This is a genomic window from Amycolatopsis sp. PSD-21, assembly GCF_055561455.1.
Genome location: NZ_CM145712.1, coordinates 724,299 through 738,199, shown reverse-complemented (window position 1 = coordinate 738,199; position 13,901 = coordinate 724,299). Strand labels below are relative to the sequence as shown.

General features: G+C 67.9%; 13 protein-coding genes. 1 reads left to right on the top strand and 12 read right to left on the bottom strand.

What is annotated here, in order from left to right:
• Nucleotides 1–323: 323 nt before the first annotated feature.
• Nucleotides 324–1,502: a hypothetical protein gene (locus ACZ1DY_RS03845; protein WP_465483625.1), complete on the top strand. Its 1,179-nt coding sequence runs from the start codon at nucleotides 324–326 to the stop codon at nucleotides 1,500–1,502.
• A 103-nt stretch (nucleotides 1,503–1,605) separates the two neighbouring features.
• On the opposite strand, the gene ACZ1DY_RS03840 is transcribed toward ACZ1DY_RS03845, so the two are convergent.
• The 12 genes from ACZ1DY_RS03840 to rplL form a co-directional block, all read right to left on the bottom strand.
• Nucleotides 1,606–2,586 carry a hypothetical protein gene (locus tag ACZ1DY_RS03840; RefSeq protein ID WP_465485818.1) on the bottom strand — a complete coding sequence of 327 codons (981 nt, stop codon included), beginning with the start codon at nucleotides 2,584–2,586 and terminating at the stop codon, nucleotides 1,606–1,608.
• An 84-nt stretch (nucleotides 2,587–2,670) separates the two neighbouring features.
• The gene (locus ACZ1DY_RS03835) at nucleotides 2,671–3,192 is read right to left on the bottom strand and encodes a hypothetical protein (RefSeq protein ID WP_126733334.1); all 522 of its coding nucleotides are present in this window, start codon (nucleotides 3,190–3,192) and stop codon (nucleotides 2,671–2,673) included.
• A 31-nt stretch (nucleotides 3,193–3,223) separates the two neighbouring features.
• On the bottom strand, nucleotides 3,224–4,489 hold the full coding sequence (locus tag ACZ1DY_RS03830; protein ID WP_257489276.1) for an MCE family protein: 1,266 nt from the start codon (nucleotides 4,487–4,489) through the stop codon (nucleotides 3,224–3,226).
• Nucleotides 4,489–5,688 (bottom strand): MCE family protein, encoded by a 1,200-nt coding sequence (locus ACZ1DY_RS03825; RefSeq protein ID WP_465483624.1) that lies wholly within the window; start codon nucleotides 5,686–5,688, stop codon nucleotides 4,489–4,491. Before ACZ1DY_RS03825 ends, ACZ1DY_RS03830 begins: the two co-directional genes overlap by 1 nt.
• Entirely contained in the window at nucleotides 5,688–6,866 is a 1,179-nt protein-coding gene (locus ACZ1DY_RS03820; protein ID WP_257489278.1) for an MCE family protein, read from the bottom strand. Before ACZ1DY_RS03820 ends, ACZ1DY_RS03825 begins: the two co-directional genes overlap by 1 nt.
• The gene (locus ACZ1DY_RS03815) at nucleotides 6,863–7,849 is read right to left on the bottom strand and encodes an MCE family protein (protein ID WP_257489279.1); all 987 of its coding nucleotides are present in this window, start codon (nucleotides 7,847–7,849) and stop codon (nucleotides 6,863–6,865) included. Before ACZ1DY_RS03815 ends, ACZ1DY_RS03820 begins: the two co-directional genes overlap by 4 nt.
• Nucleotides 7,846–8,877, bottom strand: a complete 1,032-nt coding sequence (locus ACZ1DY_RS03810; protein WP_126733329.1) for an MCE family protein — start codon at nucleotides 8,875–8,877, stop codon at nucleotides 7,846–7,848. Before ACZ1DY_RS03810 ends, ACZ1DY_RS03815 begins: the two co-directional genes overlap by 4 nt.
• Entirely contained in the window at nucleotides 8,874–10,211 is a 1,338-nt protein-coding gene (locus tag ACZ1DY_RS03805) for an MCE family protein (protein ID WP_126733328.1), read from the bottom strand. Before ACZ1DY_RS03805 ends, ACZ1DY_RS03810 begins: the two co-directional genes overlap by 4 nt.
• Nucleotides 10,208–11,044, bottom strand: a complete 837-nt coding sequence (locus tag ACZ1DY_RS03800; RefSeq protein ID WP_016331063.1) for an MlaE family ABC transporter permease — start codon at nucleotides 11,042–11,044, stop codon at nucleotides 10,208–10,210. The genes ACZ1DY_RS03805 and ACZ1DY_RS03800 overlap by 4 nt, the downstream gene beginning before the upstream one ends.
• A gap of 3 nt (nucleotides 11,045–11,047) precedes the next feature.
• Nucleotides 11,048–11,800 (bottom strand): MlaE family ABC transporter permease, encoded by a 753-nt coding sequence (locus ACZ1DY_RS03795; protein ID WP_020633292.1) that lies wholly within the window; start codon nucleotides 11,798–11,800, stop codon nucleotides 11,048–11,050.
• A gap of 38 nt (nucleotides 11,801–11,838) precedes the next feature.
• On the bottom strand, nucleotides 11,839–13,008 hold the full coding sequence (locus ACZ1DY_RS03790) for an ABC transporter ATP-binding protein (RefSeq protein ID WP_126733327.1): 1,170 nt from the start codon (nucleotides 13,006–13,008) through the stop codon (nucleotides 11,839–11,841).
• A gap of 490 nt (nucleotides 13,009–13,498) precedes the next feature.
• The gene (gene rplL, locus ACZ1DY_RS03785; protein ID WP_257489281.1) at nucleotides 13,499–13,885 is read right to left on the bottom strand and encodes a 50S ribosomal protein L7/L12; all 387 of its coding nucleotides are present in this window, start codon (nucleotides 13,883–13,885) and stop codon (nucleotides 13,499–13,501) included.
• Nucleotides 13,886–13,901: the final 16 nt, after the last annotated feature.

The window sequence follows — 13,901 nt, the reverse complement described above, 5'->3', positions numbered from 1 at the left end:
GTCCCGCCGGTTGGCGCAGCGTGGAAGTAGCCCCGCGCGGGCCGCTTCACAGGACGATCATCCTGGTTACCGCCCGGTACCCGCAGGTGACGGCCCCGGCGCGCCGACCTGCGTTTAGCGGGCTAATCGCGATCCGGCCGGCGGGGCTTCCCGGACGGTCACCGGGTCGGGCCAGGCTCGCGGCGGGGCGCTTCGGACGAACTCGGCCCGTGTGACCGTTGTGACCGGTGGGCCTTCTGGTGCGGCGCACAGGCAGGGCGGCGCACCTGCGTTTAGCGGGCTAATCGCGACGCGCGCCGGGCGGACGCTGCCAGACTGGGGGCGTGAGCGAAACGTGGGAGCAGGACGCCGGTTCCGAGATGCCCCCGGTCCTCTTACGGCCGGAAGCCGAGCTGCGGAAGGCCGCGGAGCGGAGCCCCCTCCTCGACGAGGTCCGCGGCTACGTCGCCGGGTCGGACGCCGGCGATCCGCTGATCGCCCGGTGGGCGGAGGTGTCCGGGCTGGTCCGCGTCGTCGACGGCGAGCACGTGCCCGTCGAGGAGAACGCGACGCTCGCCGATGACGCTCTCCGGCTCTGGGAGCGGCTGTATTCGACGATCGGCGAGGCCGAGCCTCTGCCCTTCGGACTGGTCGCCACGATCACACTCACGCTCTACCGGTCGGGTCAGGTCGCTGTGCCGGTCGAGCTCCTTTTCGAAGCCATCGAGCTCGGGCAGGCGCCGGACGAATCGACGCGGTACGCGACCAGCGTCGCGCTGGACCTGTTGGAACGGCTCGGCGCGCTCGAGAAGCGCACCGCGGACCCGGCCGGGCTCGCGCTGATCGCCGAGATCGCCGGGAAACACGATCCCTCCCCTTACGTCCTCAGCCTCACCCCGATCGCCGTCTGGGCGATCAACAGGGCGCTCCGCGAGGCCGGAATGGACGCACCGGTCATCGGTGAGGCGGCGGAGAAGAGTCTCGGCGAGCTGAGCCCACGCCTCGCCGAGTCCGCGCCGGAGATCATCGACGCGGAGCTGAAGGCCTGGACCCGGCACCGGTCGCCCTCCGACGCGGCAGCAGAGGCGAGTGAGTTCCTCCGCACGGCACGGCTTCCCGAAGAACGACTGTTTGCCTTGATCGCGCTCGGGGAAACCGGGGAGATCGGCCTCGAGACCGCTGCGGGAATCCGAGCCGAAGGCGGTCTGGCCGGCGCGGCCGCCGCGATGTGGCTGTCCGAACGTGGCGCGGTCGACCGGGAAACGATCACTCGCGATGAGGTCACCCTCGGGATGGCCGACCACTACGCGGCGATGAACGCGCTCGGCGCGTTCGTCCATCAGCTCGCCGACATGGACGACGGCTTCGACGTCGTGGACCTGCTGACGTCCTCCGGCCATCCGGACCGGCTCGAACTCCTGAGCGTCGTCGGCGCGAGCCATCCGGACCGGAAGATGGCCAAGAAGGCGCGCACGGCGAGTTTCAAGCTCCGGTCGAGCGGCGCGCGGACGCGTCACGATTAGCCCGCTAAACGCAGGTCGGGGGCGGGAGTGCCGGAAAGCCGCGAGAGGGCGCACGTCGCGGACCGGATCGCGTTTAGCGGGCTAAACGCGATCCGGGGGTGGGTCACTTCGAGGGGGCCGGGGAAGCGGGGGGTGAGGCGGGAGCCGAGGAAGCGGCCGGGTTGGGCGGAGCGGCGTAGGTGTTCATCGCCGTGATCTTCCACTTGTCGCCCTGCAGCTCCGCGTTCAAGTGCAGCTGCGCGCTCCCGGCGGTCGTCTTGTTCGTGTCGGCCCGCGTCGAGCTCTGGTCGACGAACACCATCACGTCGGCCCGGTCACCTTCCAGCCGGATGACGGCGCTGCGGGTGACCTTGCACGTCACGACCATCTTCTGCTGCGGGGCCAGCCGCTTGACCTCGCCCATCAGCAGGTTGTACTTCGCCCGCACCTCGTCGTTGACCAGCAGATCGGCCGCCGCGGACTCGGTCTTCGCGATGTTGTTGTAGTCGTACGAGAACAGCGCCTCGGTCGCCTTCGCGACCTGGTCCTTGACCTGCGCGGTCTTCGCGACGTCCAGCAGCGCGGTGTTGTTCGTCGAGCTGGACACCTCGTCGGCCTGGATCTTGAACAGCACCGCGGTCGCGGCCAGCAGCAGTCCGACGACGACCAGCGCGCCCGCCAGGATCAGCTGCCGGGAGCCCGGCTTCTTCTCGGGCTCCGAAGAGTCAGACTCGTCGGAAGCGACCTCGGCTTCGGCCTCTTCCAGGTCGTCCGGCCTTTCTTCGGCGGCCGCACGGGCCTTCGCACGCGGGCTCGGCTTCTCGACGGGCTCTTCGGCGACCGAGGGCTCTTCAGGAGCCTCGACGGCGGCCACCTCAGGCTCAGCGACCTCAGCAACCTCAACGGCCTCAGCCTCAGCCTCAGCCTCAGGCTCCGGTTCAGGCGCAGGACGCGGAGCAGGCCGCGGCGACGGCCGGCGGACCGGCGCCGGCGTTTCGGCGACCTTCGAGACCTCCGAGACCTCGGAGACCTTCGAGACCTCTGTGGCAGCGGCTTCCGGAGAAGCGGGAGCAGGAGACGCACCGGGCCGTCGCAGGCCGGCCACCCGGGGGCGGCGCACCGGCGGAGTGCTGCGAGGGGGCTGGCGACGGGAGGGGGGCACTACGTGGCTCCGTTCTAGGTGACGCTCTTACTGACCGGCCGCGACGAGGGGCACGTTGTCGATCCCGGACAGCTTCCACTCATCGCCCACCCGGGTCATCGAGACCTCCAGGCGCAACGCCTTCGAGCTCGCCTTGTCGCCCTGGGTGACCTGGGTGGAGATGGCGGCGAGGAAGCTCGCCTTGCCCTCGTGGTCGTCGAGTTCCTCGACCGCGATGTCCTGGATGGTGGTCACGACCTTGGTCTTCGCGTCGCCGAGCGCCTTGCGGTACGTCGGCTCCAGCTGGGCCAGCTGCTGGCTCATCTTGTCGTCGGAGACGGCCTTCTGCTTGGCGAAGAACTCGTCGAGTTTCTCGAAGTCGACCTCGGTGTACGCCTTGATCGCGGTGCCGCCCGCCTTGGCCACCTCGTCCCGCGAGCGTGCCAGGTCGGCGTTGTCGTCGGACGCGGCCACGGCCCACATGACACCGAAGATCGCCGCGGCGACGAAGGCGGCGAGCGCGAACGCCGCCGCCCCGAGGACCAGGGTCCGCGATCGGGAAGAACTCATGACACTCCAGGTTAGATATACGGTCTCGGCGTCAGCCGGGCAGGCCCAGCAGCGTGCCGAGGGTGGGCAGGCTGACCCCGGGGCTCTGCAGGACGCTCGGCATGCCCTGTGCCGCGCGCAGGCTGGCCAGTTCCTCGGCCGAGCGGCCGGCGTTCGCCGCGACATCGCCTTCCGACGGGATCTGCGGGACCCCGTTGTACGGCGCGTTCTGCGCACCGCGCACGTTGATCGGGCTGCCCTTCGGCTCGGCGCAGTACGCGTCGTCCTTCGGTGCGCGAGGCGTCGTGTCGGTGCCTTCGCGGTATTTGTCCAGGCCCATGTAGCCCTTGGTGCACGACGGCGGGTTGAACAGGTTGAGCGCGAGACCCAGGTGCGCGGTGCCGTCGTTGGCGACGGTGTTGGCGCCGGCCGCGAGCATCGGATACGTCACCAGGCCCTGTTCGAGCCCGTCGAGCCGGGTCACCAGCAGGTTCGACGTCGTGAGCAGGTTCGCCGTCAGCGCGCCCAGCCCCGGCCCGGATTCGGCGAGCACCGAGCTGATCTGGTTCGCCACCTGCGGGGTGATCCCGATCAGCTTCCGGATATCGGCGTCGGAGTTCTTCAGCGTGCCGGAGAGCTTGTTGAGGTCCGCGCTGAACGACTTCATCGAGCTCGCCATGTCGTTCTGCGTTTCGAGGACCTGCCCGCCCTTTTCCAGCAGCTGGACGGTCTGCGGCAGATACTCCTGCGCGGTCGCGGTGAAGCTCCGCGCGGTGTCGAGCAGCCGCTGCAGGTCCGGGCCGGTGCCGTTGAAGGCGTTGTACGACTCGTCGACGACCTTGCGCAGCGAGTCGGTCGGCACCGAGGCCGCGAGGCTGTCTAGGTCGCCGATGAGCTGCTCGGTGGGCACGGGCGTCTTGACCCTGTCGGCCGGGATGACCGAACCCGAGTTCAGGAACGGCCCCTTCTCGCTCTTGGGCTTCAGGTCGACGAACTGCTCGCCGACCGCCGACCGGTTCGCGACGACGGCGTCGAGATCGGCGGGCACCTGCGGGGCGTCCGGCGAGATGTTGAGGTCGGCCTCCAGCCCGGTCTTGGTCAGGCGCAGCTCGCCGACGCGGCCGATGTTGAAGCCCCGGTACGTGACCTCGGCGTTCTGGAAGATGCCGCCCGACTGCTTGAGCTGCAGTTTCACCGTGTAGCCCTCGTCGCCGAAGACCTGGCCGAGCCCGGCGAACCGGATCAGCGCGTACACGATGGCGACCACGGAGATGATCGCGAACGCGACCAGCTGGATCTTCGTCCTACGGACCAGCATCAGCCGGCACCTCCCGACAGCACGCCGAAGATACCGGCGGGTCCGGTCTGTTGCGGCTGCCCGCCGCCCTGCGGCGCGCTCGCCTGGCTGCCGGCGACCCCGCCGACACTGTCCGGGATCGGCAGCGGCGGGTTCGCGCCCGGCCCCTCGGTGCCCCCGGTCAGACCCGGCACCGGGATGGCGTCCTTGAGCGGGTTCTCGCGGCTGCGGCCGAGGTTCTTGAGGATCTCGTTCAGGTTCAGGTCGATCTTCGCGAACAGGTTGAAGTAGTCGCCCTTGACGCCGTCGTAGGCGGCGTCGCTGAACGGGAAGGTCAGCAGGATCTCCAGCGCCTTCGGCAGATCCGAGCCCGCCTCGCCGAGCTTCTGCAGCGTCGGCTGCAGTGCCTTGAGGTCGGCGACGAGGTCTTCCTTGCTCTTGTTCACCGTGTCGACGGCGACACCGGAGAGGTGGTTGAGCGCGTTCAGCATCGTCACCAGCTGACCACGCTGCTGCTCCAGCACGCCGAGCCCGGGGCCGAGGTTGTCGACCGCGCCGACCAGCTTGTCCTTCTGGCCGTTCAGGGTGAGCGAGAGCCGGTTCAGCCCGTCGAGCGCCCGCGTGATGTTCGCGGACTGCTTGTCCAGGTTCGTGACCAGCTCGTTGGTGTTGTTCAGCAACGCCTTGAGCTCCGGCGAGCGGCCGTGGGTGGCGTTGTTGAGCTCCTTGGTGATGGTGTTGAGCTGTTCCACCCCGCCGCCGTTGAGCAGCAGCGAAAGCGCGCCGAGCAGTTCTTCGACCTCGACGCTGCGGTTCGTGCGGGCCAGCGGGATCACCGCGTTGTCGGCGAGCTTGCCCTGTCCGTCGGCCGGCGCCGCCAGCTCGACGTACTTCTCACCGAGGAGGCTCGACTGCTTGACGTTGGCGAGGGCGTTCGCCGGCAGCTTCACGTCGCCGTTGACCCGGAGGGTGACTTCGGCGTTCCAGCCGTCCGGGGTCAGCCCGATCGCTTCGACGCGGCCGATGGCGACCTCGTTGACCTTCACCCCGGCCTGCGGGGTCAGGTCGAGGACGTCCCGGAACTGCACCTTGACCGTGTACGGATGGTCGCCGAGTTCGGCACCACCGGGCAGCGGGACGTCGTAGATCCCGTTGAAGCCGCAGCCGCTCAAGGTCAGCGCCGCGACCGTCCCGGAGGCGATAAGAGCGATCTTCTTCATCACTTGGCCGCCGTTCCGTAGAGCTGACCCGCGATCGGGAGCGGCAGCGGCGGCAGCTGGCCCGCCTGCGACGACTGGATCACCTGCGCGATCGACGGCAGCGGCACCAGCCCGTCGACCAGTCCGGCGACCCCCTTGCACGCGTCGCCCAGTGCGTCGAGCGCCTCCGGGGTCTGCTTGAGCAGGTTGCACACCATCACCAGCGGCGGCTGGGTGAGCTCGTTGAGGTTGGCGCGCGCGTCGAGCGTGCCGGACGAGGCGTTGTAGGTGTTGACCAGGTTCCCGAGGCCGACCGGGGCGACGTCGAGGATCTCGGCGAGCGCGCCGCGCTGGTCCACGAGCACCTTGGTCACACTGGCCAGCTTGTCCACATTGGACTTGAGCCGGTCGCGGTTCTTCTCGATGAACGCCTGCACCGCGGTGAGCGTGTCGGACAGCTGCTTCACCGTGGCCGAAAGGTTCTCCCGCTCCCCCGCGAGGAAGCCGCTGACGTCGGCGAGCTGCCGCTCGAAGTCGCGGACCTGCTTGTCGCTGTTCACCAGCGTCTGCGAGAAGGAGCCGAGGTTCTCGACGGTCTTGAACAGGTCGTCCTTGTTGCCGGACAACGTGCCCGCGGCCTGGCCGAGCTTCGTGATCGTGTCGTGCAGCGCCTGCCCGTTGCCGTCGAAGTTCTTCGCGGCGGTGTCGAGCAGGTTCGACAGCGACCCGTTCTTGTTGGCGCCGTTGGGCCCGAGCGACTGGCTGACCCGGGAAAGGCTGGCGGCGAGCTCGTCGACCTCCAGCGGGACCTCGGTGCGGTCGAGCCCGATGACGGCGCCGTCGGCGATCCGCGGGCCGCCCTTGTACGCCGGGGCGAGCTGCACGTAGCGGTCGCTGACCAGCGACGGCGACACGATGATCGCCTTCGCGTCGGCGGGCACGGGCACCGAACGGTCGTACTCGAGTTCGACGCGGACCTGGTTGCCCATCGGCTGGATCTTCGTGACCGTGCCCATGTCGACGCCGAGCATCCGGACACTGTTGCCTTCGTAGAGGCCGACGGTGCCGGCGAAATACGCTGTCACGTGATTGCGGCCCGCGTCCTTGAGCGTCCACCACAGCGCGCCGGCGACGACCAGCGCGAGCACGATCGCGATGGTGAAGCCGCGCGCGAGGCCGGCTCCGAGACGGGTACTCATTTGTCGTAGCACCCCTTCTCGTTGATCGGGCCGAACGACGGCAGGACCAGCCCGCAGATGTAGTTGTCGAACCAGCGGCCGTTGCCGATCGTGTTCGTGAACACCCGGATGAACGGCGCGAACCGCGCGATGCCCTGGCCGAGGGCGTCCTGGTTGCGCTGGAGCATCGAGGTCAGCTGGTCGAGCTGGGTGAGCACCGGGTCGAGCTGCGCGTCGTTGTCGTCGACCAGGCCCTTGAGCTGGGTGGCGAGGTTGCGCGAGCCGTCCAGCAGTGCGGAGATCGCGTCCTTGCGCTTGGCCACCTCGCCGAGCAGCTTGTTGCCGTCGGCCAGGAGCTTCTGGAACTCGGCGTCGCGGTCGACGAGCGTCTGTGAGACCTGCCGCGTGTTCGCGAGCAGGCTCGACAGCTGCGAGTCGCGCTTGGCGATCGTGTCCGAAAGCCGGGAGAGGCCGGTCAGCGCGCCCTTCACGTCGGCCGGTGTGTCCGCGAAGGTCTCCGAGATCACGTCGAAGCTCTTCGCCAGCTGCGTCGTGTCGATGTCGTCGACGGTCTGCGAAAGCCCGCGGAAGGCGTCGAGGACGTCGAACGGCGACATCGTGCGCTCACGCGGGATCGTCGCGCTCGGGTCGAGCGTCCGCTGTCCCTGCGGGTCGAGCGCCAGGTACTTCTGGCCGAGCACGGTCTTGATCTTGATGGCGGCGCTGGTCTTGTCGCCAAGCCAGGCGTCCTTGACCTTGAACGAGATCCGGACCTTGTCACCGTCGAGCTTGATCTCGGAGACCTTGCCGACCTTCACGCCGGCGACGCGGACGTCGTTGTCCTCCTGCAGGCCCGAAGCCTCGCTGAAGTCGGCGGAGTACGTCGTGCCGCCGCCGATGACCGGCAGGTCGTCGGAGTTGAGCGCGGCGATGAAACCGAGCAGCAGCACCGAGATGCCGACCAGCGCGATCGGGATCGGATTGCGTTTCTGGAACGACTTCATGCCGTGCACCTCGCCCGGTTCACCGGCAGCAGCGGCAGGTTGATCGGCTCGTTGATCAGCGGAGGCAGGGCGACGGCTCCCGTCATCTCACAGGCGAAGAAGTTGAACCAGGAGCCATAGTCGGCGGTGCGGGTCAGCGCCGTCACCTTCTGCGGCAGGAACTGGATGAAATGCTCGACGATCGGCTGGCTGTCGTTGAGGTTCTTCGACAGCGTGCCGAGCGCGGCGATGTCCTGCTTCAGCGGCTCGCGGGCCTCACCGAGCAGACCCGAGGTCGTCTGGGCGAGGGTGCCGAGCGATTCGATGGCGTCGCCGATCGGCTCGCGGTCCGCGGCCAGCCCGGAGACCAGCTGCTGCAGCTTGACGATCAGGTCGTTGAGCTGCGGCGTGTGCGCGTTGACCGTGTCGAGCACCGAGTTCAGGTTGTCGATGACCTCGCCGATCACCTTGTCCTTGTCGGCGATCGTGGTGGCCAGCGACGCGGTGTGCTTCAACAGGCTTTCGACCGTGCCGCCCTCGCCCTGCAGGACCTGGATGACCTCGTAGGACAGCTTGTTGATGTCGTCCGGGTTGAGCGCGGTGAACAGCGGCTTGAACCCGTTGAACAACTGCGTCAGGTCGAGCGCGGGCGTGGTCCGCTCCAGCGGGATGTTCCCGCCCGGCTCCAGCGTCTTGCCGGAGCTGTCGGTGCCCTGCCCGAGCGAGAGGTAGCGCTGGCCGACCAGGTTCCGGAACTTGATCTGCGCGGTCACCCCGGCGGGCAGCTTGCGGCCGGCGTCCACTTCGAACTCGATCTCGGCCTGGCGCCGGTCGACGATGCGGACCTCCTTGACCTGTCCGACCCGGACGCCGGCGATGCGGACGTCGTCGTTGGGCAGCACGAGGGTCGCGTCGCTGAACCGTGCCTTGTAGGCGTTGGTGCTGGTGGTGTTCACGTTGGCGATGCTGATCCCGAGGATCGTCGTGAACAGCACGGTGACGACGATGAAGGCGCCGAGTTTGATCAGCGGTGCGAGCAGACCCCTCATTTGACGTGCACCTCCGCCCCGCGATAGAGCGGACCGACGAGCAGCGAGCCCCAGCCGGGCACGTCCGAGGCGGCCATGCCGACCTGCGGGGCGACCAGCTGCGCGAGGAAGTCCGATTCGGACGCGCTGTACGACGGGCTACCGCCGGGCGCTCCCCCGCCGTTGTAACCGCCGACGTTCGCGAAACCGTTCGAAGGCGAAAGGCCGTCGTTCGCCGAGCGCGCCGGCGGCTTGACCGTGCTGCCGTCCTTGATCGGGCCGTCCGGCGGGTACTGCGGGAACGGGTCCGGGAACTGCTTCAGGTCGTAGCAGCGCGGGCCGCGTTTGTCCTCGAACCGCGGCTCGTCCTTGCCGGGCAGGTACGGCCCGCGGTTGACGGTGACCTCGATGGTCGCGTGCAGACCGGGCCGGTCGGTGCCCTTGCCGAGCGCCTTGTCGATCTTCGGCAGGTTGTCCGCCATCTGCCCGATCACGCACGGGTACGACGGCGAGTACTTCGCCAGCAGCTCCGCCGTCGGACGGGCGGTGTCGGCGAGCCGGATCAGGTTGTCGGCGTTGTTCCGCAGGAAGGTCTGGAGGTCGACCGAAGCCTGGGTGACACTGCCGTAGAGGTTCGCCAGGTTCATCTTCTGGTCCACCACGGTGCGGGTGGTGGTGCTCAGGTTGTCCAAGGTTTGCACCAGGTCCGGGGCCACGGCGTTGAGGTTGTCCGAGAACTTCGCGAGTTCCTTGAGGTTCTGCTGGAGCTTGGGCTCGTGCGGGTTCAGTTCCCCGACGTAGGTGCCGAGCTGCGCGAGCGTGTCGCCGAGCTGGTCGCCGCGGCCGTTGAGCGCGGTCGAGATCGCCGAAAGCGTGCTCGACAGCTTCTGCGGCTGCACGGCCTGCAAGACCGGCATCAGATGGGCGAACGCCTGCTCCAGCTCGACAGCGCCGGAAGTGCGGTCCTGGGTGATCACGTCGCCCTCGGCGATCGTCTTCTCCGAAGGCACGTCCGGGATTTCGAGGGAAACGAAACGCTCACCGAACAACGTCTTCGGCAGGAATCGCGCCGAAACGTTCTGGGGGATCAGTTTCGCCGACTCCGGATTCAGCGCGAGCGTGAGTTCGGCGCCGTCCGGGGTCGCGGTGATCTCCTTGACCGAGCCGACGATGAGCCCGCGGACCTTCACGTCGGACTGCTTCAGCAACTGGTTCCCGATGTTGCCCGACTGGAGCTTCACGCTGACGACGGGCGTGAACGCCCGTTGGTACAGCGCGATGCTCAGCGCCACCCCGCCGATGAGCACGGCGACCAGAAGCAGGCCGAGCAGCCTGCGCCGGATTGTCGCGATCATCCTGCGATCCTCACCGTGACGTCGGTTCCCCAGATCGCGAAACCGATGAAGAAGTTCATGATGGACACCGTGACGATGCTCAGCCGGACCGCCTTACCGACGGCCACGCCGACACCGGCGGGGCCACCGGAGGCCCGGTAACCGAAATAACAATGCGACAGGATGATCAAGACGCTGAACAACAGCACCTTGATGAACGAATACAACACATCCTGTGGTGGTAGGAACAGGTCGAAGTAATGGTCGTAGGTACCCGCTGACTGGTTGTAGATGTAGATAACGACCAACCGGGACGCGAGATACGAACTCAGCAGGCCGATGACGTACAGCGGGATGACCGCGACGAACCCGGCGATGATCCGCGTGGTCACCAGGTACGGCAGGCTGGGCACGCCCATGACCTCGAGCGCGTCGATCTCCTCTGAGATCCGCATCGCGCCCAGCTGGGCGGTGAACCCGGCGCCGACGGTCGCCGAAAGCGCGAGCCCGGCGACCAGCGGGGCGATCTCCCGGGTGTTGAAGAACGCGGTCAGGAAGCCGGTGAAGGCCGACGTGCCGATCGAGTTCAGCGCCGAGTAACCCTGAAGACCGACGAGGACACCGGTGAACAGGGTCAGGCCGACCATCACGCCGACCGTGCCGCCGATGACGGCGAGCGAGCCGGAACCGAAGCTCACCTCGGCCAGCAACCGCAGAACTTCTTTCATGTAGCGGCGAAGCGTCCTCGGCGTCCACAGCAACGCGCGGCCGTAGAAGGACATCTGGTCACCGAGGTTGTCCAGAGTCTGCAATGGACGGTTGGCGACCCGCTTGGCGCCCTGGAGGAAGGTCATGCGTCAGTCCAGCTTTCCGGGCACGATCTGCAGGTAGATCAGCGTGATCACGAAGTTCACCACGAACAGCATGAGGAACGTGATGACGACCGACTGGTTCACCGCGTCCCCGACGCCCTTCGGGCCGCCGGACGGGTTCAGTCCCCGGTAAGAGGCGACGACCGCGGCGATGAAGCCGAAGATCAGCGCCTTCAGCTCGCCGACCCAGAGGTCCGGCAGCTGGGCCAGCGCGGAGAAACTCGCCAGGTAAGCGCCCGGCGTCCCGCCCTGGAGGACGACGTTGAAGAAGTACCCGCCGAGCACGCCGATGACGCTGACCATGCCGTTCAGCAGGAGCGCCACCAGCATCATGGCGAGCACGCGCGGCACGATCAGCCGCTGCACCGCGGAGACGCCGAGCACCTCCATGGCGTCGATCTCTTCGCGGATCGTCCGCGCGCCGATGTCCGCGCAGACCGCGCTACCGCCGGCGCCCGCGACCAGCAGCGCCGTGACCAGCGGACTGGCCTGCTGCACGGTGGCCAGCACCGACCCGGCGCCCGTGTAGGACTGGGCGCCGAGCTGGCGGGCGAGCGAACCGAACTGCAGCGAGATGACCGCGCCGAACGGGATCGCGACGAGCGCAGTCGGGAGGATCGTGACGCTCGCGATGAACCAGGCCTGCTGGATGAACTCCCGCAGCTGGAACGGGCGCTGGAAGATGCCACGAACGATGTCGAGGCCGAGAGCGAACAGGTTCCCGGTCTCGCGCAACATGCCGATCCCGGGAATCTTCGCCGATGAAGCGGAAGAGCTCACGCGCCACCTGACCCCGGATCTTGTGGCCGCAAGCGGTGGTTGCCCGCTCTCCCGGGGTGCGGGATGTGGGCGACCTGGTCGTCGGGCAACTGGCCCTGGTGGTGGTTCGGGATCGAACTCTCGGCGGGCGACGACCGGTGGCCGGCGGTCGCGAGGCGCTGCGGGCGGACGCCGTAGCGCTGCTGCTCCTCCGGGGAGAGCGACTCGATGATGCTCTGCTGCGCCTCGGCCGGGAGACCGTGCAGGATCTGCATGACGCGGTCCTTGCGGCGGACCGCGCCCATCCGGGTCGGCACGCCGGGCGTCGGCTGCATCTGCGGCGGCACCCCGCTGACGTCCTCGACACCGCCCGCGTGGTGACCGGCCTCGAACATCGCGCGCTCCGCGGCGAGCTGGGCCGAGTCCTTCTCCTCGCTCATGCCGATGGGGCCGTCCATCTTGCCGTTGAGGAACTGCTTGACCACCGGCTCCTCGCTGGTCAGCAGCACCTCGCGCGGGCCGAACATGACCAGTTCCTTGCGGAAGAGCATGCCCAGGTTGTCCGGGACGGTGCGGGCGAGGTTGATGTTGTGCGTGACGATCAGGAACGTCGCGTCGATCTGCGCGTTGACGTCCAGGAAGAGCTGCGAGATGTAGGTGGTGCGGACCGGGTCGAGACCGGAGTCCGGCTCGTCGACCAGGATGATCTGCGGGTCCAGCACCAGGGCCCGGGCGAGCCCGGCGCGTTTGCGCATACCGCCGGAGATCTCGCCGGGCAGCTTCTTGTCGGCGCCGTTGAGACCGGTCATCTCGAGCTTCTCGAGCACGATCCGGCGGACCTCGGTCTCCGACTTCTTCGTGTGCTCGCGCAGGGGGAACGCCACGTTGTCGTAGAGGTTCATCGAGCCGAAGAGCGCGCCGTCCTGGAAGAGGACGCCGAAGAGCTTGCGCACCTCGTAGAGCTGGTGTTCGGAGCACGTCACGATGTCGACGCCGTTGATCATGCACCGGCCACGGTCCGGCTTGAGCAGACCGATCATCGACTTCAAGAAGACGGACTTACCGGTTCCGGACGGACCGAGCATCGCCGAAACCTCGCCCGGAGGCAGGGTCAGCGTGACGTCCCGCCAGATGGCCTGCTTACCGAAGGACTTGGAAAGACCTTCGATGACCACCTCGGCACCCATCGCACCTCCAGGAGCTGTTCCGCGTCGTCGCGCACTGCCGTCCCGTGCCACTGGCCCGGGAGGACGCATGCGTTCGCGCAGCGATACCCGCGTCAACCAGGTGCAACGAGCTGAGTGCGAACAGGTTACTCACCAGTTTTCTTTTCTGGCCAGACCCGCGGGTAACTTTTCGCGCAGCCCGCCGCCTGCCCGTGCACCGCTTGCAGCACCGTAGTGCACGGCACTCCCGGGCGCAGATCCACAGCGGGCACCGCCCGGCCCGGATCGCGTTTAGCCCGCTAAACGCAGGTCAGGGCCCCTGCGCCCTCCGCGCCGGCCGGATCGCGTTTAGCCCGCTAAACGCAGGTCAGGGCCCCTGATGCTTAGCGTGGCTACGCGTCGCGATTAGGGGGCTAAACGCAGGTCGTGGCCGGAGACAGCGAAGGGGCGGGCATCCGGGTGGATGCCCGCCCCTTCGGCGGTGCTGCGTTAGGCGCTGACGCGCCCGGGATCACTTGATGGTGATCTTGGCGCCGGCGGCCTCGAGCTTCTCCTTGGCGGCGTCGGCGGCCTCCTTGTCGACCTTCTCCAGGAGGGCCTTGGGAGCGGCCTCGACCAGCTCCTTGGCCTCCTTCAGGCCCAGACCGGAGACGACCTCACGGACGACCTTGATGACCTGGATCTTCTTGTCACCGGCGGACTCGAGGACGACGTCGAACTCGTCCTGCTCCTCGGCGGCCGCGGCGGGGGCGGCACCCGGGGCGGCGGCGACGACGGCAGCCGGGGCGGCCGCGGTCACGTCGAAGGTGGTCTCGAATTCCTTCACGAACTCGGACAGCTCAAGAAGGGTGAGCTCCTTGAAGGCGTCGATCAGCTCGGCGGTGCTCAGCTTCGCCATGGTGGCTTTCCTCTCT

What these genes read in the sequence shown, in the direction of transcription:
- ACZ1DY_RS03815 (WP_257489279.1), bottom strand. Translation starts at nt 7,849, where the DNA reads ATGAAGTCGTTCCAGAAACGCAATCCGATCCCGATCGCGCTGGTCGGC.
- ACZ1DY_RS03810 (WP_126733329.1), bottom strand. Translation starts at nt 8,877, where the DNA reads ATGAGGGGTCTGCTCGCACCGCTGATCAAACTCGGCGCCTTCATCGTC.
- ACZ1DY_RS03790 (WP_126733327.1), bottom strand. Translation starts at nt 13,008, where the DNA reads ATGGGTGCCGAGGTGGTCATCGAAGGTCTTTCCAAGTCCTTCGGTAAG.
- ACZ1DY_RS03835 (WP_126733334.1), bottom strand. Translation starts at nt 3,192, where the DNA reads ATGAGTTCTTCCCGATCGCGGACCCTGGTCCTCGGGGCGGCGGCGTTC.
- ACZ1DY_RS03805 (WP_126733328.1), bottom strand. Translation starts at nt 10,211, where the DNA reads ATGATCGCGACAATCCGGCGCAGGCTGCTCGGCCTGCTTCTGGTCGCC.
- ACZ1DY_RS03830 (WP_257489276.1), bottom strand. Translation starts at nt 4,489, where the DNA reads ATGCTGGTCCGTAGGACGAAGATCCAGCTGGTCGCGTTCGCGATCATC.
- ACZ1DY_RS03825 (WP_465483624.1), bottom strand. Translation starts at nt 5,688, where the DNA reads ATGAAGAAGATCGCTCTTATCGCCTCCGGGACGGTCGCGGCGCTGACC.
- ACZ1DY_RS03800 (WP_016331063.1), bottom strand. Translation starts at nt 11,044, where the DNA reads ATGACCTTCCTCCAGGGCGCCAAGCGGGTCGCCAACCGTCCATTGCAG.
- rplL (WP_257489281.1), bottom strand. Translation starts at nt 13,885, where the DNA reads ATGGCGAAGCTGAGCACCGCCGAGCTGATCGACGCCTTCAAGGAGCTC.
- ACZ1DY_RS03820 (WP_257489278.1), bottom strand. Translation starts at nt 6,866, where the DNA reads ATGAGTACCCGTCTCGGAGCCGGCCTCGCGCGCGGCTTCACCATCGCG.
- ACZ1DY_RS03795 (WP_020633292.1), bottom strand. Translation starts at nt 11,800, where the DNA reads ATGTTGCGCGAGACCGGGAACCTGTTCGCTCTCGGCCTCGACATCGTT.